The organism is Silvania hatchlandensis, assembly GCF_025564065.1.
Classification (GTDB): Bacteria; Pseudomonadota; Gammaproteobacteria; order Enterobacterales; family Enterobacteriaceae; genus Enterobacter; species Enterobacter hatchlandensis.
Window position 1 is genome coordinate 152,673 of record NZ_JAMGZK010000052.1, and the last position, 26,641, is coordinate 179,313.

Consider the following 26,641-nt stretch of genomic DNA (forward strand, 5'->3'; position numbering starts at 1 on the left):
ATTGCATTGTGTGTTATGTCCAATTGGGGCGAACAGGAAAATCGGGTGCAACGACAACCTGCGGTGTCATCGCTCCTGGAATGATTCACTAAGTGTTTTACGCAAAGGTTTAAGTAAAAAGTCCATCAGCGTGCGATCGCCGGTACGGATGTCGAGCTGAGATGTCATGCCCGGCAGGATGTCCAGCTGGCGACCCGTCGTACTGCGCACAAACTGTCCGTCTTCCTGACGGTCTGACTGACCTTCTGCATGGTTTTTCAAACGAACATGGACGCGGTAGTAGATCTCCTCGCCACGTTGTGTGTTTTCCTTAAGGGTATCGGCCGACACATAAATCACTTCCCCCTGCAGTGCGCCATAAATGGTGTAATCGAAGGGATCAAGGCGGACGGTGGCCGGCAGCCCAACCTGCACGCGGGCAATATCAGCAGGCAGAACCTTAGCTTCAATGATGAGGGCATCATCTGACGGGACGATCTGCATGATCTCATCCCCGGCACGTAATACCCCACCCAGCGTGGTGACGCGGACGTTTTTGACTATCCCAGGCCCCATGGCCGTAAAGACCGTATCGTGCACCTGCTGGCGACGGCCGGCCATCTGTTGCAGTGTCTGGCTCAGTTCATCTTCTGCCTTGGTGAGATCGGCTCGCGAGTCATCTAAAAACTTATTGCGCCGACCCAGCAGGCGGGCACGGGCATCATTGAGATCGCGCTGCGCGTTAAGCCGCTCGCTGGTGCTAACATCGCCTGAGCGTTCAAGTCCGTTCACCAGGTTAAGCTTCTGATTGGCTAAATTCACCGCAGTTTGCAGGGCAGTGATATCTTCCTGCAGGCTCTGACGGCGTTGTAAAAACAGTGCACGTTCAATGTCTGCCTGCTCGCGCAATGCCGGGCCGGGATCGGAAGGGAAGCGGGGAGTTGACTGTCCCGTTGATTCTGCGCGAAGTCGGGCAATACGTGCCCTGAGACCGACGATACGCGCGTCCACTTCACCCGCCGCTGCCTCAACGCGGGTGGGATCGAGGCGAGCCAGAATCTGCCCCGCCTTAACATGGTCACCCTCTTTGACATGCAGCTCGGAAAGTACGCCCCCGTCCACGGTCTGGATGATCTGCACCCGACTGCTGGCGATAACTTCACCGTGTGCCCGGGCGACTTCATCAATGTGAAAATACATCGCCCATATGACAAAACCCAGCACCAGTGCGACGATGCTCCAGATAAGCCCGGCGGAGATTCGGCTACGGTGGTAGTTTTCAAGTCGATGCACGCGCGCGGCGTCAGCGACCTCGTCGTCAAACAGTTCAACGGCCATTAAGGACTCCTGCTGAATTTGATGCTGCTGGCATACGTGTTTTTACGTTCATTACCTCAACGGTGGGCCGGGAGGCCGTGGCGCGGGCCATCAGTCCTGGCATCACCTTGTCTGGCGCACCATCGCGTACGACGGTACCTTCCTGCACGACCAGTACGCGGGTGGCAAAATTAACGGCAGCCATCGGACGGTGAGTGGCGACGATGAGGATATCTTCTGGCTGCAGCCTGGCTTGCAAGGCTTTCCAGACCCGTGTCTCAGCTTCGCCATCAAGCGAGGCCGTCGGTTCATCCAGAAGCCAGATACGTGGACGAGACATCAGCACACGTGCCAGGCCGACCAGCTGGCGCTGACCGCCAGAAAGACCCGAGCCACCTTCACTGATGGCCATATCCATTCCCAGCGGATTACCGGCAGCCACCTGATCCAGCGCCAGATCGCGGGTGACCTCCGTCAGCGTGGTGTCGCTGACGGCACCCGCCAGCATAAGATTGCTGCGCAGCGTACCTTTGAAGAGCTGCACCGCTTGTGGCAGATAGCCAACCTGAGCGCTGACCAACTGGGGATCAATCTCCCACAAATCGGCATCTCCCAGACGCACGCGGCCCTCACCGGGGCGATACAGCCCGGCCAGGATCTTCAGCAATGTCGATTTGCCGCCGCCAACGGGCCCTAACAGCAGAACGCGTTCACCGGCGTGAAAGTGGAGTGCGGGAATATTGAGTTGTTGTACCGGAGACTGCGGAAAGGCGAAGCGCAGCTTTTCCACACCAATATGTTGTGGCAGGCGATCGGGTAACAACAGGGTCTGTCCGGGGCGGCGCTCCGTAGGTTTGCGCAGCAGGTTGTTCACCATATCCAGCGCTTCTCTGACCTGCTGCCACTGCATCAGGTACTGAACGCCCTGACTCACCGGCCCGATGACACGACCACCCAGAATACTGCACGCGACCATGCCCCCGGTGGTCAAATATCCTGCCTCGACGCCCCAGACTCCCACCACAATCCCCATAACATACGCCAGCGTCGACAGACTGCCGGTGGTGTTAGTACAGAACTGGGTAAGCGATTTTTGCTGAATGCTGTAGCCCGCAATGGAATTACTGAGCGTCTGCCAGTCTTGTGCAAAGCGCCAGCCAGCATGACTGGCGCGCAGCGTCTCGGCGCCGCGAATACTGTCCACTAACAGGCCCAGACGCTCGTTGCTGCGAAGCATCTGTTGGCGCGTGAGGCGGCGTAAGCGCAGTCGGGTATACAGGCCAAGGGCCAGCGCGACAGGAAGCATTCCGAGGTAAACCCAGCCAACGGGCCCACCGATCAAACCAATAAGCCCGATAAACAGAAAGGCAAACGGTAGATCCACGATACCGAAGACCAGACCGGCAGAGACAACCTGGCGTACCGAATCCAGGGCCCCCACCTGTGCGGCCAGCGTGCCAAGACTGCCGGGCTGCTGGTCGAGTTGCAGGTGCAGCAGGTGTTCATAGACATGCTGGGAAAGGCGTTTATCCACACTGCTGGCAACGCTGTCCATGATGCGGGCACGCAGTGTTTTAAGCAGCCAGTCCAGCCCCACAACCAGCACCATCCCCACCACCAGAGTGGTCAGTGTTGCCCAGGCCAGGGTGGGAACCACGCGATCGTAGACCTGCATCGCGAAGAGCGATGTGGGAATGGCCAGGATGTTCACCAGCAGCGTGGCGGCCACGACCCGGAATACCCAGCTGCGGTCGCGCAACAGTTCTCGCCAGACCAGGCGCATGGCCGGGTTTTCGCTATCAGAGAGGTTCTCTGACTGTACATGTGAAGCCAGGCTGAACCAGAGTACCGCCGTTTCGTCACCCGCAGCCGTACCCGGCGCACCGGTCACAATGTCGTCTGGCGCCAGCGTTCGGGATTCGGCACCTTCACGGGTCAGCGTAAGGGTATCGGTATTCCCGCCCTCAATGTGACGTTCGGCCAGCCACCATGCCTGTTCGTGCCACATCAGTGCCGGGAGATGGCGGGGATCAAATCGCCGCCAGGGAAGCAACGCCAGCCGGACATCTTTCATCCCCGCGTCCGACAGTAAACCGCGCACCTGATCCTGTGGGCGATCTGTCAGCGGAGGAACGGTCTGCGCACGCGCATACGCCTGCGTTAATGCCGCTTTATTCACTGGGGCGTGTAGCTTGTCCAGCAGGGCCAGTAATTCAGAGAGAGGAACAGGTATCATCAGGGATGGCTCGCAGACGTGTTAGCTAATTGTGTGCCCGTGGGCAGGGCGCCAGTGGTATCGTCCATACGGCCCGTGCGTGCGGCCAGGCGCAGAGAGTCGGCCCGCCATGCCGATCGTGCCGATACCAGCGCTTGTTGTTGTTCGGTTAATTCACGCACGGCGTTGAGGACATCCAGCCAGCTCTTGTAGCCCGATTCGTACTGGCGACGGAACGATGCCAGCGTGTCGCTGAGTTCGATGACAGACTGCTCATAACCGGCTATCAGCGTCTGGTTAGCATCACGCCGATCGAGCAACTGGCGTGTCTCAATCTCTTCGCTGTGGCGTTGTTGGGCCAGATCCTGTCGTGCGGACTCCACCCGCTCCAGTGCCGCGTTCTGCAGGCCGCGGTTCACCAGTCCCAGACCTTCCATCGTGCCGGTCACAACAACATTGATCGTATTGTCATTTCTCTGGTTGGGGATACCCGAGTAGTCGTTGCGAGAGGCTTGCAGGGAGACGGTCGGCAGCGATGAGGTGCGCTGACGTTCCACATCCGTTTCGGCCAGCGTGACCCCCGCTTCGCGTGCTCGCACGCTCGCACTCTGCGCAAGGATTTGTTCCTGGATAGACTGAGCGGCAGGCAGTTTGAGGATGCTGCCAGGCACCGGCAGATCGCTTGCGATCGGCTCCTGAGTCAAGGATAACAGCGTGGATTCGGCGGTTAGCAGGTCCGATTTTGCCTGTTCGAACGAGGAACGTGCCTGCAACAATCGGGCCTTCGCCAGGCTGACATCAGCTGAAGAAGCCAGTCCCCCCTGCGCACGGCGCTGGATCTGTTCTTGCAACGCCTGATGGTTGTTAACGTTCGCTTCAGCAACGGTAAGACGCTCGCGTATACCCTGCACATTCGCGTAGGCCACTGCGGTCTCTTCCAGCAATTCACGACGCGCAGCCCAGGCCGTGGCTTGCTGAGCAACGGTGTCAGTGTCGGCGTAGTCAATGGCACTGTCGATACGCCCAAACGCCCATAACGGTTGCGATACGCTCAGCGTGGTGGAACTGGAATCATTGTAACCCGAAATTTGCCCCGTCCCCGCGCTGGCCCCAAGCGTGGGCAAACGTGCCGCGCGGGCGCTGTCGGCGTTGGCCTCTTTGGAACGCACAAGCGCCTGCTGACTGGCCAGACCGGGGTGATGGAGCATTGTGCTCCGCAGTGCGGCAAACAAACCGCCCGGCGAGGTGTCGTCAGAAATATGCTGCGAGGGGGACGAAGGTGCCCTCGCCTGAGCCATCGTCACAGAAATGACAAAGGGTAAAGAAAGTATGATTGCAGGAAGGATGTGGCAACCGTAGCGACCTGGAAGAAACCCCATTGACTGAAGAGACCTTTATTTAAGAAAGATTAAAAGACCCGCCGATCATGATTTTTCTCAGGATATCCCGACATAACAATGAGTTGATAAATGGCACGGCCGGAATAACGTACAAGAAATAAGATAAACCTTATTGCTTTACGTAATAATTACCGATCGGCAACATCCGTGTCAAGATGTGTAATCGTGTAATAAAAGCTGTAATTTATGGTTAATTAAGAAGATAAGTTCACTTAACTCAAATATCCGCAGGGTGAGGGAAAAATATTATCGGCGGGCCATTAGATAAGTCAGTGAATAATGGGTCAGAACCAGAAAGTGGCAGTGGATAATGGGTCAAATCCGGAAGCGGCCGTGGCGTGGGAGGGTTGTTCGTCCAATTACGCAAGAGAGTGTCGCTGGCCCCTTAGAAGGCGTGACGCTTAATGGCAACCTCAACTGTGACTTGATTCTGGTTAAGTACGGTTGAAACCAGGAGGTGAGAATTGGGCTTTGAGTTGATTTAGACAGGCTAATAAAGAGTTTGAATGGGCGCCGGTAAAAGGCGTCTAACCTGCGGTCTAAGACTTACAAGTTAGAGGGGTATTATTAAATCTATTGCTATCAGCTTTAATATATCTTTATCAAACAGTGTAATAAATATGCTGTTGCTTTTAGGGGGGTTATCTGTAGCTATAGGTTTTTGAATAAATATATCCTCCCCTGGGTAACTCCATAATGTATGCGTCGACTAATTATTTACTGGTCGAGAAAACCTAATATCAGATACGGAACGATTAAAATACCGTCAATGACTTCTACTTATCTCAAATACAGCTAATGCTCAACGGGTGCATTGGGGGCTAATTTGCCTCTATCTGCGACTGAAGCGGGACTATCTCTGTTTGCCCTCTTGCTGATTGATGAGCATAAAGGGCTTGAAAGCTCGAATCTGTAGCTCATGTAATGGCAACGTTTTTTTGTTCTGACCTGAAACCAACGTCAGGGAGGTGAAGCGTACGGTTAGGTCATCCTCGCAGACGGCTTCGCCTTCCAGATAGGATGTCTGGTAGCGGGTTGCCTCCGAATCGCCAAACGCATCGACGTTCAGCGTATCGATGGCGACGACTACGCCTTGAGCATTCACCAGCTCTACACCAATCTCCAGCGGGCCCACCTCTGTCATACCGCTGTCCAGCATGAAGGTGGCGCTACACATCCCCTGATTTGCCCATACGGTGTTTGAGTGCCAAATTTCCAGCGCGCTGGCGGGTGCCACAAATAGCAGGCCAGCCAGCATTGAAACGACTTTGAGTGGTTGCTTCATCATATGACCTGTCATTAATCGGCATATCCGTAGGTACCGTCGTCGCCGGTATCCGATTCCTGCACCAGATTTTCTCCACGATAAGTCTGCGTCAGGAACCCGCCGTTGGTGCACTCTTTTTTCATGAGCAATTTGGCGTTTTTATAGACCTTCAGGCCGGTAAATTCCCAGCCTTTGCCTATGCCGCTGTACACCACATAGCTATATACGCCATTAATAAAGCGGTAATAGGAAGCACCGCCGCCTGAGAAGGCTACCTGTCCGGCGCGAACCTGGGTCTTATCCCCTTCGGATTTGGGCAGGGTCATTTCGACTTTATCGATCGAACCGTAGTAGTAGGTTGGTACGTCGTTATTGAGTCGCACGACCACCACCTTGCCATTGGATAAATCACAGTTGAAAAGCAGTTCAGGGTCAGGCGGCGCCGCAACGGCCTGGTTCATGAGCGTTGCCGTTGCCAGTAGGCTTAGGGCAATCAGTTTTGTTTTCATGGTGTTTTCCTGAGAAATAGAAACCTGCCGGGTCTGTGCCCGGCAGGTCGTGCACGTTACTGGGTCGCCAGGGTGGCTTGCAGATCGGCTAACTGGCCCTGCAGTTTTTGCAGCTCCATCTGTTTTTGCATGACAGAGTCGCTCGGTCGGTTTTGTGCCTCTTTGATACTTTTTTCGAGGTCGGCAACCTGTTTTTGCGCATCGGCGCGTCCGGCGGTTTTCGTTTTCAGCTGTGCCACCAGTTTATTCAGCGAGCTTTGCAGCGCCTGTTGCGACTGACGTTTGCTGGCAACGCTGGCGTTGCTCTGCGCTTTCTCTTTCTCAATGGCTTCGTTAACCGCTTTAAATTCCGCATTCAGAATTTGCTCGTGCGCGAGCGTGTTCTGTTTGTCATCCACGCGCTTATCCCAGGTACCGGAATAGTTGCAGTTAAATTTGGTGACGATACTGACATCGCCCGTGGTCGGGTCGCAGTCGCGTGCATCCGTCGCACAGCCGCTCAACAGCAGCGCGCCAACGGCCAACAGTAAGTAACGCATTCTGCTCTCCTTAACCCACTTTCAGCGCGGTACGCTGGGTGTACAGGCTATCCAGCTCGCCCTGAAGGGAGCCGATTTTGTCATGCATCAGCGCAATTTTGCTGTCAAGGTTTTTAGTGTCGCTGCCGGTTTTATTCATACCCGCAGAGACGTCCTGCCACTGTTTTTCATGCTTTTTCATATCCGTGATGGTGTTACGCAGATAGGCGATATTGGCATCTACTCCTTTAATCTGCTTCTGAACCGCGTCTTTTTTCGCGGTCTTTGCGGCCATCTCTTTTTCAATGCTGGCCAGCGTCTGTTTGTCGGACGCGATTACCGATTTGGCAACGTTAGTGGCGTTCTGAATACGGGCGTTTTCGCTTTCCACATCTTTGATTGCCGCGTCTAACTGCAGCTCTTGCGAGGCATACTTCTTACGCTGGTTATCCAGATAGGCGTTGGCACCGATCCCGACGCCGCAACCGGCAACCGCTGCCGCTGCCATACACACGGCTTTGTTACTGGAGTTACTGACGGCACACGCCAGCGCACCCAGTGCCGCTCCGCCGGCGCAAGCCTGCCAGCCAGATTTGTTAAAAAACTCGACATCCTGATTATTGGCGAGACGTGGGTCTACGCCGCCGCCACTGCTGCTCCCCGTGCTTTGACAACCCACCAGAACCACCATCAGACCTGCAACTGCTGCTGTGCGTAATGCTTTAAAAGTAACCATTACCTACTATCTCCTTGTCAAAATTAATTATTTTTTTTGCATGCCATCAGCCACGCATCGCGCGCGACTTTGCCATCTTTCCAGTAGCCCTGAAGGTTGTTCCAATAGGTGTCCAGGTAGCCGTTCAGGTTCGTTTTCCCGCGCGCAGCCATCTGCTGCTGGACCACGGCAATCTGCGGGTCGATAAGCGGTTTGTTGTAGGTGGAGCCCATATCAACCAGCGTGTCAGCGTAGTAACTGGAGATAAAATCCAGCGCTTTCTGGTGTTGACCCAGCTGTTCCTGGCGGCGCGCGCAGTTGGCGTCCAGCTGGCTGTCGGCGGCGCAGGTTTTGCTGTAGAGCTGGTTCAGACGCTCGAGAAACTCCCCGTCATCTTTCATTTTGGTGCAGAGGAATGCGCCCAGTTGCAGCGAAGTTCGAATGGCCTGGTCGCGCTGCTCATCGCGCAGTTGGCTGTTGGCGCGCAGCTCGCCGCGCAATTTATCCAGCTCTTTTTTAAGCCCGTCATCCTGCACTTTGGCAGAGATGGCGTTCAGGTTTTGCAACGAATCCGGCGCCTTGCCTTGTGCGGCGGTTTTTGGTCCGCTACCAAGGGCTTGCCACTCTTTCTCGATCTCTTTCACGCGATCGCGGGAGGTGAGGGTGGTGGAGACCATCACCAGGCGCACGCCAGTGGTTTTACTCACGTTCTCGCCGCTGTCGGTGTAGTAAGGTTCTTCGCCGCGCAGGGCGCTACGAATATCCCCCTGGGTGGTGACATAGCTGCCGCCCCGGACCACATAGCCGCCTGCTTTACCGTGCAGACGATCGAGCTTGTTGAGGCGGAAAGGTTCAAACATCATCTCAGCAACGTTGCCCAGAATGTCATGCAGGCCGAGAGGGTTCGGTTTTAACAGGCCAGTCAGTTGCAACTTGCCGTTGGCCGACTGCGCTCCGGCAAACCAGACGTAGTCGTTCAGCCCTTCCGGCATAGGGAAGTACTGATCGCGAAACTCAGACGGCGATACCGCCAGCCCGCCACGTGCGGCAAACTCCCACTCGGTTTCCGTCGGCAAACGCAAGAAGCCTGGCTGTCCGTCGTCTTTTGGCAGTGAGGCGAGCTTTTCTTTACGTAGCCACAGGTTGTACTGGTTGGCGAACGCCATCGCATCCATCCAGCCAATGTTCACTTTCGGCAGGCGGCCTTTGATGTCTGCTTTCGGGCACTCGCCAGAGAGGGCGCGGAACTGCAAATCGCTCAGTTCGTACTTTGCTATCAGGTAATAGCGGCCTTTGTTCTTCGGATCAGGGAAGCTGCCAGCAATATGCTCCTGCCGGGATTGCTCCACGAACCCCCACTCATCGCCCTCCTGCCCGAGGACGATGTTGTAATCTTCTAACGGTTTGTTTTGCGGGATGGCGACTTTGCGAAACGCCATCGCACCGTCGCACGGCATCGGCAAGATCACATCGTCTGCCAACGGTTTCGGGTTCCAGAACTTCTCATCCCAGGTGGCCTGCACTGCGCAGGAGTAACCCAGCCCGATCAACGACAGGCCCAGTGCCAGTTTAAATTTCACGTAAACTCTCCGCAGGTTCGATCTTCAAGGCGCGTAATGCCCCGATCGCGGCAACGCTGAGTGCGACCACCAGCACGCACAGCAGCGCCGCCAAATAATGAAGGGGTTCGAGGTGGCAGACAAACGCCTGATTGGGCAGTGAAGCGCCCAGTACCCGGTTAAACAATGTGCTGCCCAACAGATAGAGCGCCAGCCCGGCAGTGAACGCCACCCCGGTCAGGAACAGCGCCTGGATAACAATAAATAGGGTGACGGCGCGACGGCGAAAACCGAGCAGCCGCAGTATCGCCATGTCCTTTCTTTTGCGATCGATATTGGCGATAAAGGCACCAATCAACGAGGCGATGCAGCCCGTCGCTGAAATCCAGGCGATTACGCCGAAGATGACGCCCAGCACGCGATCGATCGCCTGCACGGCCTCAATCTGTGCCGCCTGGGTGACCGCTTCGATGTGCTGCTCTTCCAGCCAGCGTGCCAGCGCCGGGACATCATCCAGCGAGCTGGCATACACGCGGGCACGAGAGAAGCGTGTGCGCTCCCGGGGCGGTTTGCCCTCGCTAACCTGTAATAGCGGCACCTGGTAGCCGTCACGATAGTCCTCCAGCGCCACCAGCAGCGGCAGAGTGACAAAGGCGCCTGGGCGGGCAAACCGGGCGTCGTCCAGTACGCCGCTCACCGTGAGGGCGAAGGCCGCGCGTTGGTTTTGTCCCTCAACTTTTCGGTTGACCATCAGGCGGAATGACTCGCCGGGTTTGAGATCGAGCCGGCGGGCTGCGCTGGCGCTCAACACCACCTGATGATCCTGGCGAGGCACCGTAACGCCCGCCAACAGCGGATCGCCGCTGCCGGTGGGGATGACTTCAGCGCCCGCAACAAAGTGCTGACCATCGCGCACCAGATCCGCCTGGGTGTTCAGCGAGCGGGTCAGGGGGATAGAAAAGCCCACTTCCGGGCGTTCCGCCAGCCGTTCCAGCCAGCTGAAATCGTAATTTCCGTTGCCGGTAATCCGCACTTCTCGGGTGCGGGGATCGTCCAACAGCTGGTGGCGCAGTTGGTTGACGATGCCGTTTTTCAGCCCGAATAGCAGAAGCAGCGGGGCAATCACGGCAATCAGAGAAAAGATAATGCACAGGGCAACTTTGCGATCGTGAATCAGATCGCGCAGTGCCATACGCCATAGCAGACCGCGTTCAGAAGGCCTGTCAACCGGGCAGGAAGACACTTTTCCCCTCCTCAATGTTGGCGGTGTAACGTTTAAGACCGAATTGATCAACACGCTGCCAGTCATGGCTGACGACGATCGCGGTCATCTCCAGAGTCCGTACCATGTCAACGATCAGCGCAAACAGGCGGCTGGCGTTGTCGGGATCCAGTGCGGCGGTCGGTTCATCCGCCAGCAGCAGGCGCGGTTGGTGGGCGATGGCGCGAATAAACGCCACGCGCTGTCGTTCACCAATGGAGAGCCGGGAAGGCAGGCTCTTCAGCAGGTGACGTACGCCCAGGGTGTCGATGGCCGTCGCCAGCCAGGAGGATTGGGTGGTGAGGCCCGCCAGCCGTCGCGCCAGGGTGATGTTTTCCATCACCGACAGCCATGGCAGCAGCCCACCATGTTGCAGCATAAAACCCAAATCGCGGGCGCGAATAGCGGCCAGTGCCGGCTCGTCTTCGGCCAGTAGCGGGGCGGCAATATCACGCTCGCCCAGCTGATAGGCGCCGAGGGTTCCGGGACGCAGGATCGCCCCGATCATCTCCAGCAGCGTGCTTTTGCCGCAGCCGCTGGGGCCAGTCAGCGCCGCAACTTCGCCGGGCCGGAGCGTTAACGCTGGCAGCGAGACGTAGAAGCCCTGAGCTCCCCCACGGCGGATGTCCATATCGCGAATGTGGAGCATCAGGGAAGGTTCTCCAGCGGAACCGGGTAGACGTTATCCCGCGAGTCGCTGTCCGGTGCCAGCGCGACCCAGCGATCGGCATCTTCGTTGTAGCGCTGGTAGTAGTTGAGTTTGGTGTTCAGGCGGCGAATGAAACGCTCCTGCTCCAGGCCATCCCAGCTCTTCCAGGTCTCTTCATCGAGGCTTAGCACTTCGCTCAGGTAAGGCAGGCTTTCGATGTACTCACCCAGCAGGCCCATTTCACCGAGGCGGGTCGCATTTTTACCTTTTGCCTGGTTCGGATCGTTGCCCATGGTCGCGGCCAGCGATCGCAGGCTGGCGAACATGTCATCCGGCGAGATCATCCCTTCGTTGGCGGCGTTAACGATCTTCTTCATCACGTCGCTCAGATCGCTCAGCTCGCTTTTGGTCAGCAGGACGCGGACTTCGGTGGCCGGGAGGTTCTGATTTACCAGATCGCGATCGCTAATCCACGATTTAAACACCGGCGGCACCTGCGTGCCCTGCTTTTCACCGAGGTACGCCAGACGCATGGCTTTGCTCAGTTTCTCGGCATCGCTCAGCAGTGGATCGGTTTTTTTACCGGCGTATTCCGGGCTGGCGCCCAGAGCGCTGCCTGCGGTCTCTTCACCGCTCCAGGCCGTTTTGATCTGGGCGGTAATGGCATTTGACAGGCTGTCGACGATGGTGCCGAAGCTGTTCACATCGCCTGAATCGATCGGGTAGTACAGCGGTTTATGCAGGAATGGATTAAGCGTCAGCTCCTGATATTGCGCAGCGGCAGAGGCGTGGTTTTTCTTCCCGTCTGGCGTTTTCAGGTGCAGGGTGTACAGCGCGACGCCACGGTACGCCGCTTCCTGGCGCACCTGCTCCGCACTCAGATGGGTTGAAGAGAGGCTATCGGTGCCGTCCAGTGCGCCTGCATCGGTGATCAGCACCACATAGCGCGCGCCGAACTGTGTCCAGTCGACTTTATCCAGTGCGGTCATCACCCCGGCGTATGCGTCTTCATCCACTTTGCTACTGGAGACGGTCGCCTGCTTCAGGTCATGCACTTTGGCGAGGAAATCTTTGCCGTCTTTCACCGTGTTAGGATCGACATACATTTTGGCATCGTATTCCAGTCCAGGCACCGCCTTCACGCTGGAACGGTAGGCCACCAGGCCAAATTTCACTTTGTCCTGTAACTGCTCTTTTTCGATCTGTTTGTAGATCTTGTCGATCGCCTCTTTAGTGCGATCAATGTACGGTCCCATCGAGATGGTCGAATCGATCACGAACACCACCGATGCCGAGAAGCCCTTCATCATGTTCTTCTCGTCGGTCGCTTTAGCAGGGGCGTTGGCGCTGCCATTCTCACTCACTGAAGCCACGTTCAGCACCCGTACCTGGAAACCGGTATCGGTAAAGACATCGTCAGAACCCAGAACCGGAAGCAGGTAGAAGTTTTTCAGCTGATCGACCATGTAGTCTGGCTCACGGGCCAGCACCTGCGGCACCGGTTTTTTCTGATTCAGACTGGCGATCATCGGCTCAAGCGCGGCGGCAGGTTTAGCGTTGTTCAGCAGCGACTCCACATCGCCTTTCTCTTTGAAGAACAGCATCGGGTGGCGTCCGGCGGGGTTAGTAAAGGCCAGCGTGAGCTGCACTTTCCAGTCCACGGTGCATGAGGCCTTCATCCAGCCAGAGACGTGGCCGAAACTGTCCGGCCCGATCTGCAACCACTCGTCCTGGCCCTGTTTTTCCCGCTGGTAAACATAAAAGCGGCTGAACGCAGGCTGCTCTTTGCCCGCTTCGCCCGCTTTAGCGGCCAGCTGGCAGCCCGGATAGGTGAGTATGCGCTGGAACAGGGTGTGTTTACCTTCCTGTAGCAGTGGCTTTGTGTCAGCGGCGTGGGCAGGTAAACTTAATGCCACCGCGCACAGCAGGCCACTGAATCCATAACTCTTTTTCATTCCTTAGTCCTATTTTTTCAGCTCAGCTAAACGGGCTTTCGCCTCGGCGTTTTGCGGATCCTGATTCACCACCGCTTCGTACCAGTAGCTGGCCGTTTGCGGGTCAGGGCTGAAACATCCCTCCGCCTGGGCGGATTTCGGGTCGTATTCATGCGCGTAGCGCATTGCCATCTGGCTATCGCCGGACTGCGCCTTGTAGGCATACAGGCGTTGAGCGACGTCACATTTTTTGTCGGCTTTCGCTTTGGCAATCACATCCAGCAGCTGGGCGCTGCTTGGCTGGCTGCGCAGACAGCCTTTGACGAATTCCATGGCGTTGCCGCTGTTCATAAGGTCATCACCGCAAGGGCCGCTGATTTTGGCTACCGGGGCAGCAACAGGGGCCGGTGCGGGCGCGTCGGCCCCTGCGGGTGTACGCATAAACCACCATCCGGCGGCAGCTGCCGCCAGCAGCAGGGCGATTATCGCGAGGATAATGGCCACCGGCGCTTTGCGGCTTGCGGGGGCCGCAGGCACATCAACAACCGTCTCTGTTGCCGGGGCGTCCACCACCGGCTCAGGCTGGGCGAGCGGCGTGACATCCAGCGTCTGGCTGTTCTCTGCCAGTGGGTTTTCCCCTCCTGCCTGGGAGCTGAGCAGGCCGTCAGTGATGGCCAGAATGCCCACATCGCGGGTCGAGCTGTCTTTAATGGTGATGCGATACGCTGCCTGACGGTTTGCCAGCAGCGGGTCGATAAACGACGGGCCAACCTGCACGGCGGGCACCTCGTCAACGAGGCTCAGGGCGGGCAGGCCAAGGAACATTTCACCGCTCACCCAACCGCCGCGGCTGTCGAGGTACAGGCTGTCCTGGTTGCGCAGGATGGAGATCTCAACCCCCTCGGTACCGCCTTTCCAGCCCTTAAGCAGCAGGGTGGCGTAGCCAGGATTGACGGGGTTTAAGGGTTTTAATTCGGGTTTGATCACGTCCGGTTACTCCTGTGAACGCTGAATAAGGTTAAGGATGGCTCCCAGCTTTTCATTCTGCGCCACGCTAATTTCACGACCGGCGGAGTGCCCGGCGTTCTCGGTGATGAGGGCTTCCAGGCCGATCAGCCAGTCAAGAATGAAATAGCCGCTGTAGTTCAGCTGTTGCGGCGTAAGGCTGACCAGGCGTTCATCATCCTTCCACACCACGCTGTCGCACTGGGCCGGACGGGTGAAGATCGGTTGATCGGGCTGGTTCTGGCGGGTTGGACGCTTCTTCTCCGGCACGCTTTGATAGCCAAGCCAGGTCATAAAATCGCTCATGACGTGCAGAACGCGCGACACCTGACGATTCACCATCCAGTCGCGACGCACGCCAGCCTGGTCGGTGTTTTGCATCACCGCAACCAGCGCCTCTTCGGCACGCAGACGCAGCAGACCGGTGATCAGTTCATCGACCAGCTCTTCGGCGGTGGCGCGTGGCAGGCCAATGTAATTGAGCATTGCCGGGGTTTCCGGCAGGCCGCGCAGGTGGTTGATCCAGTGCTGAACGCTCTGGCGGGCAAAGGCGACTTCGTGGCTGTGGCTCTTGATGCCGGAGGCGCTGCTACCCTGGGCGTCGTCGAGGCCGATATCAAACACATCTTCCTCTTCTGCCGCATCAGGCAGGCTCACCTGCTGCATGTACAGGGCGTGCAGCGAGCGGCGCGTCGGCACCAGGCGCGCCAGCAGTTCCCCGTGCATCCCGTTGCGTTTTTTCACCGCCGCCACAATCTCCTGGGCGATACGGGCTTTCTTCGCGACTTCTTCGTCGCCATCCGGCTGATACCAGTTGCCCAACCCGCCTTGCACCAGCTCGTGACGGCTCTCTTCGAGCTGTTCGGCGATGCGTTCCAGCTTGTTCTCCGGGCGTGCGACCTGGCTCAGGTAGCTCGCCATGCGGTTCATGCCACCATCATTGAGGCTCAGCATTGCGTCCCAGGCTTCTGCCGGCGAGGCGATGTAGCGGTTCACGGCGTCGTCTTCCACGAAGGTTTTACGCATCAGCGTCAGCTGATCGGCGTTGTCTTCACTTAAGGCGACTTCGCTCCCACCGCTCATACGAATGAATGGCGTCGGCATGCCAGGTTTACGCACCAGGAAGGTGTTGTTGAAGGTTTCGCCCTTCTTCCATTCACTCATCCAGCTGTATTTGCCGAATTTCTCCAGCATCGCCATTTTGATCATCCCGCCCTGTCCCCAGTACTGACGCAGCAGGGCTTCTTCGTGTCCCAGCGCGCCGGTGACGCGGTTATCGAACATGGTCAACGCCCAGACCAGCCCCGGCAGACGGCGGCTGCGCACATCTGCATCGGCGCCCTGGGTGCGAGAGATCCACTCGTCCAGCGCATCGCCCACATCGCTCACGTCCGACTGCCTGGCGGAAGGGGTACAAAGCACCAGGACGTTCATCTCCTGGTTTTCGGTATAGCGCTCAAACAGATAAGCCACTTTGCCGCGCAGGATCAGCTCTGCCAGACGGCTGCCGCCTTCACTCTCGGCCGACTTCCCGTTGAATGTGTCGATAGACATGCGGCCGCGGTAGCCAGGGAAATCAAGCAGATCCACCTGATCGAACAGCGGCTCGGTGGTCGGCGCGGAGAGCGGAACATGCAGTTCCGCCGTCAGCACTGTCAGCTCGGCCAGCGAAATGGTGACAGGCGCCGCCAGCTGGCCATCCTGCAGCGGACAGACTTCAATACGTGGGTCGTGCGGCTGGTTGAGATGCTCCAGCATGTCCACGTTCATGATGCTGTTTTTCTGGATCAGCAGGCCGTTCTCTTCAACCACCAGCGTGCTTAACGGGGCGCGCACTTCCTGCACACTGCCGAGGCGTTGCAGAGTCTGGGCAAAATGCCCGTAGGCGCGGGTCAGCTCAGGCACTTCTCCCCACAGTACCGAGAACAGCTGGGCGCGATCGTCGGTGGTCAGCCACGGGGCGAGGTTTACCGCCTGCGGCCAGTAGTGCAGGGCGAAGCGGCTTTGGGTTTTTTCCGCATGACGGACGAGGTAGTCCCAGAAGGAGACCACGTCATCCTCCGTGACGCCCGGCACGCGCGTCGGGCGGCGGCGTTTTTCCAGCGTGGCCAGCAGGTCGCCAATCCGTCCTTCGTCATAATTCCAGTCGAACTTCTCCTGGTTGAAGTCATGCACGAAGGCGTTGGCGAGGATTTTGGCCATCTCCACTTCGCTGAACAGCTGCAGTCTGACCGGCCAGTTTTGGTCGTCGTCATGCTTCAGGCGGCTGAAGCGGGTTACCAGACCGGTGGCCTCTTTACCGCCGCCTGGCGGGTTAATGTGGGTCAGAAAATCGAGCTGACGCCCGCCGAGCACGGTGCCCAGCTTGCCGTTTTCACCGGCGGCCAGCGCCGAAATCAGGTACGACTTGCCTGCCTGCGACAAACCGAAGAAGCCGATGGTCATCGGACGTGCGGCCGCCTGCGCCAGTCGGCGGGCTTTGTTGCGGCTGCGACGCAGGTTCAGCGTCAGTCGGTCGGCTTCGGTATTCAGACGCGGGGCGTCCTGGCGAACGGCGCTAATCCAGTCAATTGCCTGACCAGCACCTTGCTCAACGCCCTGCCAGCCCTGAATGATATTTGCAGAATTATGGGTACTCATTAGCTTTTGATACTCCCGCTATCCAGCCAGTAGTGCGTCTCGCTGAGACCGTTACCGACCATAGTGTTCAACTGGAATGCCACGTCTTTGCGGTTGTAGTTGCGACGTGCATGTTCCATCTCGAGGGATTCAATGCGGAACTTCTCGGGACTGACCGCCTCGATGCCGTTGCGCGGGCGTCCCTGTTCAGCGGTGAGTTCGATGCGCATCATGGCGTCCCCGGCCAGTTCGTTCGCGAGGTTAGGGTTGGCGATTTTCAGCGTGTAAAGGGCAGAGGCAGGCCAACGTTCGTTATCCAGCTGACGGAAACCAATGCGCACTTCGCCACGCGCTTCAAAGCCTTGCCCCTGCGGAAGCTGGAACGCCTGCGCGTCCAGGTCAACATCGCGATAGAAGACGTTGCTGTCTTTGATCAGGTTGTTGCCGTCCAGCATCCCGAGATAGCGGATGGTGGAGTAGGGCACAAAGTTCTGGGTGCGGAAGAAGAAGCTGCTCAGCCGCGAGTTCTCTGCCAGCAGGTACAGCATCGCCCCAACCGAAGCGGTGGATTTCGGGTCGTCGATACAGCCTTTTTTGTTGAACGGATACCAGCCGCCGGTCTCATAGCCATGCAGAGGCAGCACGCGCGATGGCGGCACTGGCTGGAGCTGGCGGATCAGCGCCTGGATCCCTGGCAGACGCGACGGACGTCCGGTCAGCAGCAGCACGTCGCAGTTGTAGTGCCAGAGCACTTCGCACAGCGCGCGCAGGCTGTGGCAGATGTTCATGCGGCCACTGCGTGGGTTGATAAATTCGTTGTGCAGGTTGGCCAGATCGATCTCCAGCGGCACATCGAGGATCGAGAATGGCGCTTCACTGGATACCTGACCCATGCGCACCACGTCATTCACGTAGTCCTGCACTTTTTGCGTCGGCATGTTTTCGGTCAGAAGATCGCGGAACGTGAAGTTGAGCTGCTCGCGGCCAGTCTCCGGTGCGTAGTCTTCATAGCGATGCAGGATCGCCAGCGCCAGTGGGGCAAAGATCTGCAAGGTCAGCTGCTGACGCAGAACCTGCTTGCCCGCCTCGATGGATTCGCTGCCAAACAGCTGCGACATCATCGATTCTGCCGACATATCGCTATGGCCGACCTTCACGATCGCCGCTTTCACTGCCGGTTGCAGGTACAGGCGAATCACATCCAGCAGGATGTCGTCTCCCGCCACTTTAAAGCCTTCACGGAACAGCTGTTTTGGCGTGATACGAACGTTGATCCCTTCGCCGTCATCCAGCGTATAGCGGGAGATCACCAGGTCGGTGGTGCCGCCGCCAATATCAATGGAGGCCACCTTCAGGCTGCGAGGCGCGTTGGCGGCAGGCTGGTTGTCCGGGCGACGGGTTGCAGCAAAGAACTCATCGGTACGGCCGCCGAAGTAGGTCTGGGTTTCGTTGTACAGATAGACCATCTGTCCGCAGGTGGCTTCGTCCCACTTGACGTGAACGCCAGGTCGCGGGTGTTTCAGCTGTTCGGTCTCTTCGCTTTCGTCGTCCATCTCTTCCCAGCCCAGCGCTTTCCACACCAGACGGATGGCATCCAGCATGCATTGCTCAAAGATGGCGCGTTCAGGTTTTGGCATCGCCGGTGGCACGGTCATGATGACATTGCGCAAGCGACGCGGCGTGCTGGCATGGTTCATCTTCAGGCGCTGTGCCGGGCTGTTGATCTGCATCAGCGCCTGGCTCAGGACTTCCGACAGCATCATGGTCATCAGCGAGCTGCGGCTGTAAACCGGGGAGAAGACCGGCATCCGCTCATCTTCCGGCAGGCGAATCAGCAGCTTGCCCTGATCGTTCAGCATGTACAGCATCGGGGCGGCGGTGGCGAGCGGCTCGCGATCGGATTTTACGAACGCCTGGCTGAATCGCCAGCCGGGTGAGTAGGGCTGATCGTCCCACAAATAGCGTTTCGGGCTGGAGATCCCGGTCGAGCCTTCGGTCCCCAGGCGTTGTGCCGCCATGCGGAAAGCCTCATCGCCCACGCGGCCAATGGTCGGCCAGGTGAAGGCGTCGCTGCGTCCGCTTTTCAGCGAGAAGTCCTGCTTGCCAAACTCGGCCTGCGCAAACTCGAGGCGGCTGTCGAAGGGTTCGTTATAGACGTTCTGCGGCTGGCTTAAGTCGCGAAGTTGCAGCTGGTAAAGCTGCGACAGACCTTTGTTGTCATCGCGGTGTTCTTCAATCAGGATCCCGCAACTGCGGGAGTTGCCGATATCCAGCACCAGATCAACCGGAATGGCCGAGTCGCGGATCTTCACGTCGTTGACCTGCACTTCCGGGATGCCCACGGTGGCATCGAGGATATTCAGCAGGTTGAGATAGTGCGCCTGGTGCTCTTTTTGCCGTAATTTTTCATCAATGTCTTCCGCATGCTGGCGCAGCACGTCGCGCGCCTGGATGCTGAACACTTCGCGCAACCACTCGTCCACCCACGGGAGGGTCAGGAAATCGCCCATCTCGTGCGGGTGCAGTGCCAGCGCAAAACCGGCGCCAGATCGCACGTCATCTTCGCTGGGGGCCAGATATTGGGTGTTATCGCGATCCGGGAAAATTTTGGTATCGAAGATCAGGATTGCACGCCAGGTGTTCCCTTTTTCGTCGGGTTCTGCCAGTTCGTGGAACTGCACGCGAGCCCAGTTGGTGGGCCCGTGTGCAAACGCGCGCGGCGGGTTAAAGCGGAAGAAGGGCAGCGGGAGCCACAGCCCCTGATAGAGGCGCAGTGACTCTTCCGTGGTCAGGGAGTAATCCGACTCGGCAAAGCGCGGCGCGGCATTGTCTGCTGCCGGGATCTGCAGCTTATCTTCGCGTTCGTTATAGACCAGGCGCAGAATGGCGCCATCGCCGTTCTGGCGCAAAAAATCACCGTATTCTTTACGGGCAGGCAGCGTAAACGCGAAATCCAGGAACTGGATGCCGCTGTCACGAATAATTTTGACCTGCTTTTTAAAATCAGTAAGTTCAGCGAGCATTTACTTACTTGCCTCCTGCTTCATCGAAATAGGGAAAAGGGTGTTGGCGTCGTAACGGCCCTTACAATCCGCAATGTTCTGCGCGCCTGGTGCACACTGAACGTCAGGCATTTGATAGACCGAGCCATCGGAGCATTGGGCTTCACCCTGGTTATTGATCGCCAGATTGCCAGACTGGATGGCCGCATTGACCGCGCCACGACAGGTCACCCCATCGCCACGCACCATCTGAACTTCGCCTTTGCCGTCGTTGATCTGGTAATTCAGGCTGAGAGGCTTACCGGTACGCTGATCCTGGATGCCTGCGCCAGCGTGCCAGCGTCCGTTTAAGAAGTCGGTGTTTCCCTGCGCCAGCGCATCGGTGGGGATAGTCAACGGCGCTTTCACGCCCGGCGGGCTGTTGCCGGGCGTGACATCCGGTGGCGTCAGGCCTGCGGCGGCGTCCGGGGTTGGGGTTTCAGCTGCGCTTTCCGGGGCGGCAGGATCAACCGGTGGTACGTTCTCTGCAGGTGCTTCATCCGGCAGGGCGGGCGCAGCCGGCGTTTCGCCGTTGACTGGGGTCTCGCCATTGGCAGGCGTTTCGCCATTGGCAGGCAAAGTTGCTGACGGGAGCGACGCGTCCGGCAGGTTCGCGCCATTGCCACTGCCGTTCAGTAATCGACCGCTGTCACCCGTTCCGGTTGGAGTATGCAGGCCGGTGTTGACCGTTGGCACCTTCAGATGTGCGTCCGGCAGGCCCGGCAAGGTGGCCGAGAAACCCGGGATAGAGAGACCGGGAACACAGCTGCGCAACAGCAGCATGATCAGCAGGGCAAGCAGCAGCAAAGGGAGTAACCAGCGCAGCCAGCCAGGCAGTGTCCACCACCAGCCCCGGCGAGAGACCTGGCGTTCAGTCAGGGGTTCAGCGGCCAGCGGAGCGGCCGGTGCTGCAACTACAGGGGCCAGCGGGACGGGCGGGCGCAGACAATCGAGCGGGTCGATACGGGAGGGATGGCGGGCATTAACGAAGCCCCAGAAGCTGATGACCGGTTTACCGCCCACCAGCCAGACATGGTTCTGGTCGGGGAATTGCAGCGTCTTCTCCAGCAGTTGGCCGAACAGGCGTTGTTCCGGGCTGGAGTGCTGGCTGTATTCAGCGCTGAGCTGGCGTAAAACGGCGTGGCTGTTTTCCAGTTGACTTAGCGCGGCCTGGCGCTCGCTCTCGGTGGCGGCTGACCACGGGATAACATCACCGGCGGCGGGAGCGTACCAGTCGATGCGATCGCCCTGTTCGTTGACCTGCGGAATTGCCAGCGTATCGGCAACCGCGCTCTGTTTTCTCAGACGCAGTGTTTCGCGAAGTTGCAGTGCGGAAATATGAACTGCCTGACCGTTCTCACCCATTGACTGATATTTGTCGAGCCTGTCACTGCACAGGAACATCTCTTTCACGTTGGCCTACCCTTACTGGTAATTATTCGGGTTAACTCTGCTTTATTGATATGTACAGCATCCTCGACGGCGTCAAATCGCAAGCGATGTGAATCACCTTCCGGGAAGGATAAAAAAAATGAGCAGAAACATTATCGGCAGGTGACAGTAAACGTTTAGCCATAAATTAAATTTTGGCGGCAGTGACTGTGGCCTGCACGAGAAAACACATGTGATTTCTCACTGAAACTATATCGGCATTAATCTGGCAAGGCTTGTCAGGTATTAGTCGCAGCCCTCGGGTATGTATTCTTTAATTGCCTGGTTCATCATTTCATTAAATTCATGGGTATTGTTGACGGCATACACCGAACCACCTGTATGGCTGGCAATACAGTTTCCGGCACCTGTATTCATAATATCGACCACGTTAACCTGCAGGCGGGGTTTGCTCTGCTTGAGCCGCTGCGCGACTTCGCACGGGTCGCCGCCGCAGGTCTCTTCACCATCGGTTATCAGCACGATAATTGCATCACGATCCACGCCGTCGACCAGCTTGCCCGCCTTCTCCAGCGCTTCTGCCAGCGCGGTTTTGCCTACCGGTTGAATCTTATCGATGGCGTGTTTAAGTTCGTTGCGCTGGGCAAAGGGAAGGGCTGAAGTAACAAAGACTTGCTGGCAGGTTGCCGCTGCTACCAGGCTGATATCGATGTCTTTAGGTACCTCGTCGATCACCTGTTTTGCCGAGCGGTGCGCCAGGCTAATACGCCGGGGTTCGCGATCAAAATTCTCCACCGGCTCATCCTGCATCAGACGGCGCAGTTCCTCCGGCGTAATGTCCATGCTGATGGACATCGAGCCTGACGCATCAAAAATCAATACCATTTCAGGGGCTTGCTGCTTGGTGCGGTTTATCGGGCAGACCTGTTTTACCGGCAGCGGCGCAGGCGCACGCTGGACGGGCCGTTCTGCCGTGGGCAGGCAGCCGCGTAGCAAAAGCAAAGCCAGCAGCACGAGCAATACCAGCAACAACCACAACCAACGGCGACCCGGACGAGCAACCGGCGTCGCTGGCACGGCGGGTCTTTCGCTCCAGGCTGTGATGACCGGCTGGCCGTCAACAACCCAGACGCCGCGCTCATCGGGTTGACGACTGGCGAGCGACAGCACCTGCATGACCTCGGCAGGTGCAGAATTATTTAGCGAGAGTATTTGATAAAGCTGTTCAATTACGATTAGCTTTTGCTGTAACAAGGCCCGCGCCTGTTCTTTTTCCGCTGGTGGTAGCGCAATCAGTGAAACAGGTTGACCGTTGATATCGCTGTACCACTCAATCGCCCCGTCCGAGGCAAGGTGGGGCCGGGCAAACAGATTTTTATAGCCAGCAGAGAGATGCCGATCAATGAGGGAAATAAAGGCAGGGTAGAGATTGATATAATTTTGCACAGGAATACTGTGCTCAACAGTCCTTGTAATTCTAATCATCGAAATCGCTGCGCCATCTGCACAAATCCACAGATTAAAATATGAACAGGAAAAACAATTATTAATTATAAGAATGGCTGCAGAAATAGATAACTACTAAAATTAATAGGAAATTCGAAATGACCCCATCGAGATAGTTATGCCGGTATGCTTTCTGATGAATTCATTGTTCAGCGAACTGAAGACTGATTTCACCACCGCATTCTATCAGCAGTTGCCACGCCTGCTCATGCTCGGGGCCTGGTTATCATTGATCAAGCATCGTTGGCAATCTTTTCGACTCCGTGACCACCTCGCGAAGTCTGGTAACCATCCGGGCGAAGATTTCAAAAGAACCTATATCTGATACTTTTGGCGTGGTAGATACACGGTTTGTATTGCCCGGTTTTGTTACCTGGTGTCGCGCAGATCCAGAGGGATCTTGCGATCACCATAGACTCATCCCGATTCCAGCCAGAACTGTTTAATCTGTCCTGTCAGTCTCAGGTCTACCTGATGGCGTGGTGAATGCGGCTGCTGAAGCCAGGGTATTAACTATCTCACTGAAGCCTGTTCCGTTCTTCCACAGTTCAAAAAACAGATGCTTTTCCATTGCTGTAAATGTCCGTCTCATTCAAAAACCTTCCGCAACCCCATGTTTTCACATGACTGTTGCGTTGACCAATTGAATCTACAGCGGCTTTTTTTAATATGTCCCGTTCGACGGTAACCCGCTTCAGCTGCCAACCCATTGAGCAACAAATGTCCCTCTGGGGGAGAGAATCCGTCCGTATTCACTGATTGAACCGCGCTGCGGGTGATGCGCCAGACGGGGCTTTTTTACTTCCGCAACAGGGCAACCGTCTCCTGCCAGGCTTGCCAGCGGGTTTGTAGCCGGGCATGACGCGCCATATCCGGGCTGAAGGTGACATGTTCCGGCAGATACTGGCGCAGCTGCGAGGTGGTCAGGTTAAACAGCGCCTTACGTGCCAGCAGGGCGGCCCCCATCGCCGACAGTTCTGCGACGTCGCTGCGCATCACCGGGCAACCAAGCAGGTCGGCCTGATACTGCATCAGCCAGTCGTTTTTCGTCGGTCCGCCGTCGACCATCAGAGCATTGAGGGTAAAGCCCGGATGGACGCGCATGGCCTGTATCACATCGGCAATCTGGTAGGTGATGGACTCCAGTGCCGCGCGGATCAGGTGCGCCCGCTTCACGCCCCGGCTCAGGCCGTGGATCATGCCGCGCGCATTCTCATCCCACCAGGGGGCACCAAGTCCGGTAAGTGCCGGCACAAAATAGACCCCAAGCGTAGAGTCTACCGAACGGGGGAGGGTGTTCAGCTCATGGGCCAGCTCTGCCTGCGATAGCTCGCTGAGTCCGGTGCTGTCCGCCATCCATGCCACGGCATCACCGGTATGCGGAATGTTACCTTCCAGGCCGTACACCAGCGTCTCACCGTCATGCCAGGCCACGGTGGTCGCCAGGGCACTCACGTCGCAGCGGGCAGAGGCAACCGGCGCCATCACCGACGAGCCAGTGCCGTAGGTCGCTTTGACGCACCCTTCGGCACCCAGACCGTGGGCAAACAGCGCGGCGTGAGAGTCACCAATCATCGCCATTACCGGCAGTCCGTCGGGGATCGACGGGCAGCCACGGGTGTAACCAAACAGGCCGCTGGAGGGTTTGATGGTCGGCAGCGCCGCGCGCGGAATGCCAAACAAAGCCAGCATTTCCGGATCCCAGTCGGCGGTGTGCAGGCTCATCAGCTGCGTGCGGGCAGCGTTGGCATAGTCACAGCAGAAGGCCTCACCCTGCGTCAACTGCCACAGCAGCCAGCTGTCGACGGTGCCAAGGCAGATCTCCCCCGTTGCGGCCAGCTCTGCACCCCGGGGGGTGTTATCCAGCAGCCAGCGCATTTTCGACGCCGAGAACAACGGGGCGACGGGCAGACCGGTTACCGCTTTAATGTGCGGGCCATTGCCGTTTTCGCGCAGCTGATGGCAAAAGGCCGCCGTGCGCGAGCACTGCCAGCTAAGCGCCGGGGCAATCGGTTTACCCGTTGCCCGGTACCAGCCCACCACGGTTTCACGCTGATTACTGATCGCCAGCGCGGCAACGCGGTCCACGCCAACAGTGGCAATGGCGCGGGCCACGACCTCAAGAGAGGCTTCAACCAGCAGTTGGGCAGATTGCTCAACCCAGCCTTCATGCGGGGTCTGAATCGCCAGCGCCCGCGAGAAGCTGGCCACCACGTGGCCCTTCGCGTCCAGCGCCACCGCTTTCGCATTGGTGGTGCCCTCATCGAGGGCGATGATGATGTCCTTACTCACCGACATAGCGGCCTCCTGCCTTTAGTGGTGGAGATAGGTTGAGACGCCGAGGTAGCGGGTAAACGCCTCGTGCAGGATCTCAGCGCTGGCCGAGTGGTTCATCGCCACGTGGTGCTCAAAGCCGTTGCGACAGATCCAGTTCAGCAGGTTTTCCAGATGTGGCACCTGAATCACCGCCCGGCAGCCGACCGTGTCCAGCGGATCGTCCACCGACTGGCCCTGGCCGACGTAGGCTTTGATCTCGCCAGTAAGATCGTCGGTGCTCAGGCGGAAGTAGGTCAGCGGGCCGCTCTTCAGGCGACCGTGAACGGCGCCGCAGGTGTTCTCTTTCCCGACGGTGGTACCGATGATATCGGCGGTGCCCATATGCGGGGATTCAAGGCTTGAGGCAGCGAAGTTACCGCAGTGGAACAGCACGCATTTGTCGCGATCGTCGCCGAAGTTATTGTTCCAGTCGGCGATGGAGGCCGGATTCATATTGCTGCTCGCCAGTGCGAACATCGACAGCGCGCCCATCACATCCACTTCACAGGCGCTCGGCATCAGCTGGCCGGACATCACGCTCATGATCGAGCAGACGTTAATCCCCAGGTTCTCCTGCAGCGACGTCCAGCACTGGATGGCCGTGGTGTCGATATCATTGGCGACCACCCATTCACTGATGACCACAAACAGCTTCGCCATGGTGACCAGCTTGTCAGCTGGAATGCCGCTGGCGTCGGCGTTATCGATCAGGATGCGGCGTTTTTCGTCCACGCGGATGTCGTCATCGCGCAGCGTTTTAATGCGGGTAAAGACTTCGGACAGATCGAGGGTTTCGACGGCAATGCCGAGGCGTTCCAGCAATTTCTCACTGTAGCGCACGGTATTAAAGCCCGCGGGACGTGCGCCGATGGCACCCACGCGCACGCCGCGCATGCTCGTCACCACGCGACAAACCTGCTCGAAGCGACGTAAATCCTGTTCAAACACCTCGCCGGTGAGGGCGCAGACGTGCTGGGTGGTCAGGGTAAAGGGGATACCGTACTGGCGCAGGTTGTTGCACAGGGAGATCTTGCCGCAGAAGCTGTCGCGGCGGGTAGCCAGCCCCATTTTATCAAGGTTATCTTCTTGTGCCTGCACCAGCACCGGTACGTTCAGGCCCGAGAGACGCAGGGTTTCAGCGATTGCTTTTTCATCTCCAAAGTTAGGCAGCAGGACCACCACGCCATGGATGCGGTCGCGATGGGCGCGAAACAGTTCGGCGCAGGTTTTGGCATCCTGACGGGTTTCAACCCCGCCGAGCTCAGTCTGGCTCGGGTCGAGCATAATGGTGTTAATACCCAGGCGGGCAAACAGGGCAATCGCCTGCTCGCGCGCTTCTGCGACCAGATAGCTTGGGAAAAACCCGCGGTTGCCGATAACTACGCCCATGGTGAGTTGTTGAGGAATTCGGGACATTGCTTTTCTCTCCAGTAAGATGT

18 protein-coding genes and 1 pseudogene are annotated in these 26,641 nt (G+C 57.7%); all 19 read right to left on the bottom strand.

The features are described 5' to 3' along the window. Nucleotides 1-66: 66 nt before the first annotated feature. Nucleotides 67-1,317 (bottom strand): beta-barrel domain-containing protein, encoded by a 1,251-nt coding sequence (locus tag M8014_RS16390; RefSeq protein ID WP_271283458.1) that lies wholly within the window; start codon nt 1,315-1,317, stop codon nt 67-69. Next, on the bottom strand, nt 1,307-3,532 hold the full coding sequence (locus M8014_RS16395) for an ATP-binding cassette domain-containing protein (protein WP_271283459.1): 2,226 nt from the start codon (nt 3,530-3,532) through the stop codon (nt 1,307-1,309). The genes M8014_RS16390 and M8014_RS16395 overlap by 11 nt, the downstream gene beginning before the upstream one ends. Next, complete coding sequence (locus M8014_RS16400; RefSeq protein ID WP_271283460.1) at nt 3,532-4,719, bottom strand: TolC family protein; 1,188 nt, start codon at nt 4,717-4,719, stop codon at nt 3,532-3,534. The genes M8014_RS16395 and M8014_RS16400 overlap by 1 nt, the downstream gene beginning before the upstream one ends. A 1,045-nt stretch (nt 4,720-5,764) precedes the next feature. Beyond that, the gene (locus tag M8014_RS16405) at nt 5,765-6,199 is read right to left on the bottom strand and encodes an IrmA family protein (protein WP_271283461.1); all 435 of its coding nucleotides are present in this window, start codon (nt 6,197-6,199) and stop codon (nt 5,765-5,767) included. Nucleotides 6,200-6,210: 11 nt separating this feature from the next. Beyond that, nucleotides 6,211-6,687: a hypothetical protein gene (locus M8014_RS16410; protein ID WP_271283462.1), complete on the bottom strand. Its 477-nt coding sequence runs from the start codon at nt 6,685-6,687 to the stop codon at nt 6,211-6,213. A 56-nt stretch (nt 6,688-6,743) separates the two neighbouring features. Then, on the bottom strand, nt 6,744-7,226 hold the full coding sequence (locus tag M8014_RS16415) for a hypothetical protein (RefSeq protein ID WP_271283463.1): 483 nt from the start codon (nt 7,224-7,226) through the stop codon (nt 6,744-6,746). Nucleotides 7,227-7,236: 10 nt separating this feature from the next. Next, nucleotides 7,237-7,941: a hypothetical protein gene (locus M8014_RS16420; RefSeq protein WP_271283464.1), complete on the bottom strand. Its 705-nt coding sequence runs from the start codon at nt 7,939-7,941 to the stop codon at nt 7,237-7,239. A 23-nt stretch (nt 7,942-7,964) separates the two neighbouring features. Beyond that, nucleotides 7,965-9,500 (bottom strand): SUMF1/EgtB/PvdO family nonheme iron enzyme, encoded by a 1,536-nt coding sequence (locus tag M8014_RS16425; RefSeq protein ID WP_271283465.1) that lies wholly within the window; start codon nt 9,498-9,500, stop codon nt 7,965-7,967. After that, nucleotides 9,490-10,671, bottom strand: a complete 1,182-nt coding sequence (locus M8014_RS16430) for an ABC transporter permease (RefSeq protein ID WP_272501447.1) — start codon at nt 10,669-10,671, stop codon at nt 9,490-9,492. The genes M8014_RS16425 and M8014_RS16430 overlap by 11 nt, the downstream gene beginning before the upstream one ends. A gap of 31 nt (nt 10,672-10,702) precedes the next feature. Beyond that, nucleotides 10,703-11,389 carry an ABC transporter ATP-binding protein gene (locus M8014_RS16435; protein WP_271283467.1) on the bottom strand — a complete coding sequence of 229 codons (687 nt, stop codon included), beginning with the start codon at nt 11,387-11,389 and terminating at the stop codon, nt 10,703-10,705. Next, nucleotides 11,389-13,344 (bottom strand): vWA domain-containing protein, encoded by a 1,956-nt coding sequence (locus M8014_RS16440; RefSeq protein ID WP_271283468.1) that lies wholly within the window; start codon nt 13,342-13,344, stop codon nt 11,389-11,391. Before M8014_RS16440 ends, M8014_RS16435 begins: the two co-directional genes overlap by 1 nt. Nucleotides 13,345-13,353: 9 nt before the next feature. Then, entirely contained in the window at nt 13,354-14,310 is a 957-nt protein-coding gene (locus M8014_RS16445; RefSeq protein ID WP_271283469.1) for a hypothetical protein, read from the bottom strand. Between the two features lie 6 nt (nt 14,311-14,316). Next, complete coding sequence (locus tag M8014_RS16450; protein WP_271283470.1) at nt 14,317-16,968, bottom strand: putative virulence factor; 2,652 nt, start codon at nt 16,966-16,968, stop codon at nt 14,317-14,319. Next, nucleotides 16,968-19,970 carry a virulence factor SrfB gene (locus M8014_RS16455; protein ID WP_271283471.1) on the bottom strand — a complete coding sequence of 1,001 codons (3,003 nt, stop codon included), beginning with the start codon at nt 19,968-19,970 and terminating at the stop codon, nt 16,968-16,970. The genes M8014_RS16450 and M8014_RS16455 overlap by 1 nt, the downstream gene beginning before the upstream one ends. Next, nucleotides 19,971-21,392 carry an SrfA family protein gene (locus M8014_RS16460; RefSeq protein WP_271283581.1) on the bottom strand — a complete coding sequence of 474 codons (1,422 nt, stop codon included), beginning with the start codon at nt 21,390-21,392 and terminating at the stop codon, nt 19,971-19,973. 273 nt (nt 21,393-21,665) lie between these two features. Continuing rightward, entirely contained in the window at nt 21,666-22,826 is a 1,161-nt protein-coding gene (locus M8014_RS16465) for a VWA domain-containing protein (protein ID WP_271283472.1), read from the bottom strand. A gap of 556 nt (nt 22,827-23,382) precedes the next feature. Then, a pseudogene (locus M8014_RS16470) lies at nt 23,383-23,478 on the bottom strand (hypothetical protein); the annotation flags it as partial. A gap of 206 nt (nt 23,479-23,684) precedes the next feature. After that, nucleotides 23,685-25,184, bottom strand: a complete 1,500-nt coding sequence (locus tag M8014_RS16475) for an FGGY family carbohydrate kinase (protein ID WP_271283473.1) — start codon at nt 25,182-25,184, stop codon at nt 23,685-23,687. A 15-nt stretch (nt 25,185-25,199) separates the two neighbouring features. Then, the gene (locus tag M8014_RS16480) at nt 25,200-26,618 is read right to left on the bottom strand and encodes an L-fucose/L-arabinose isomerase family protein (protein ID WP_271283474.1); all 1,419 of its coding nucleotides are present in this window, start codon (nt 26,616-26,618) and stop codon (nt 25,200-25,202) included. Between the last annotated feature and the right edge of the window lie 23 nt (nt 26,619-26,641).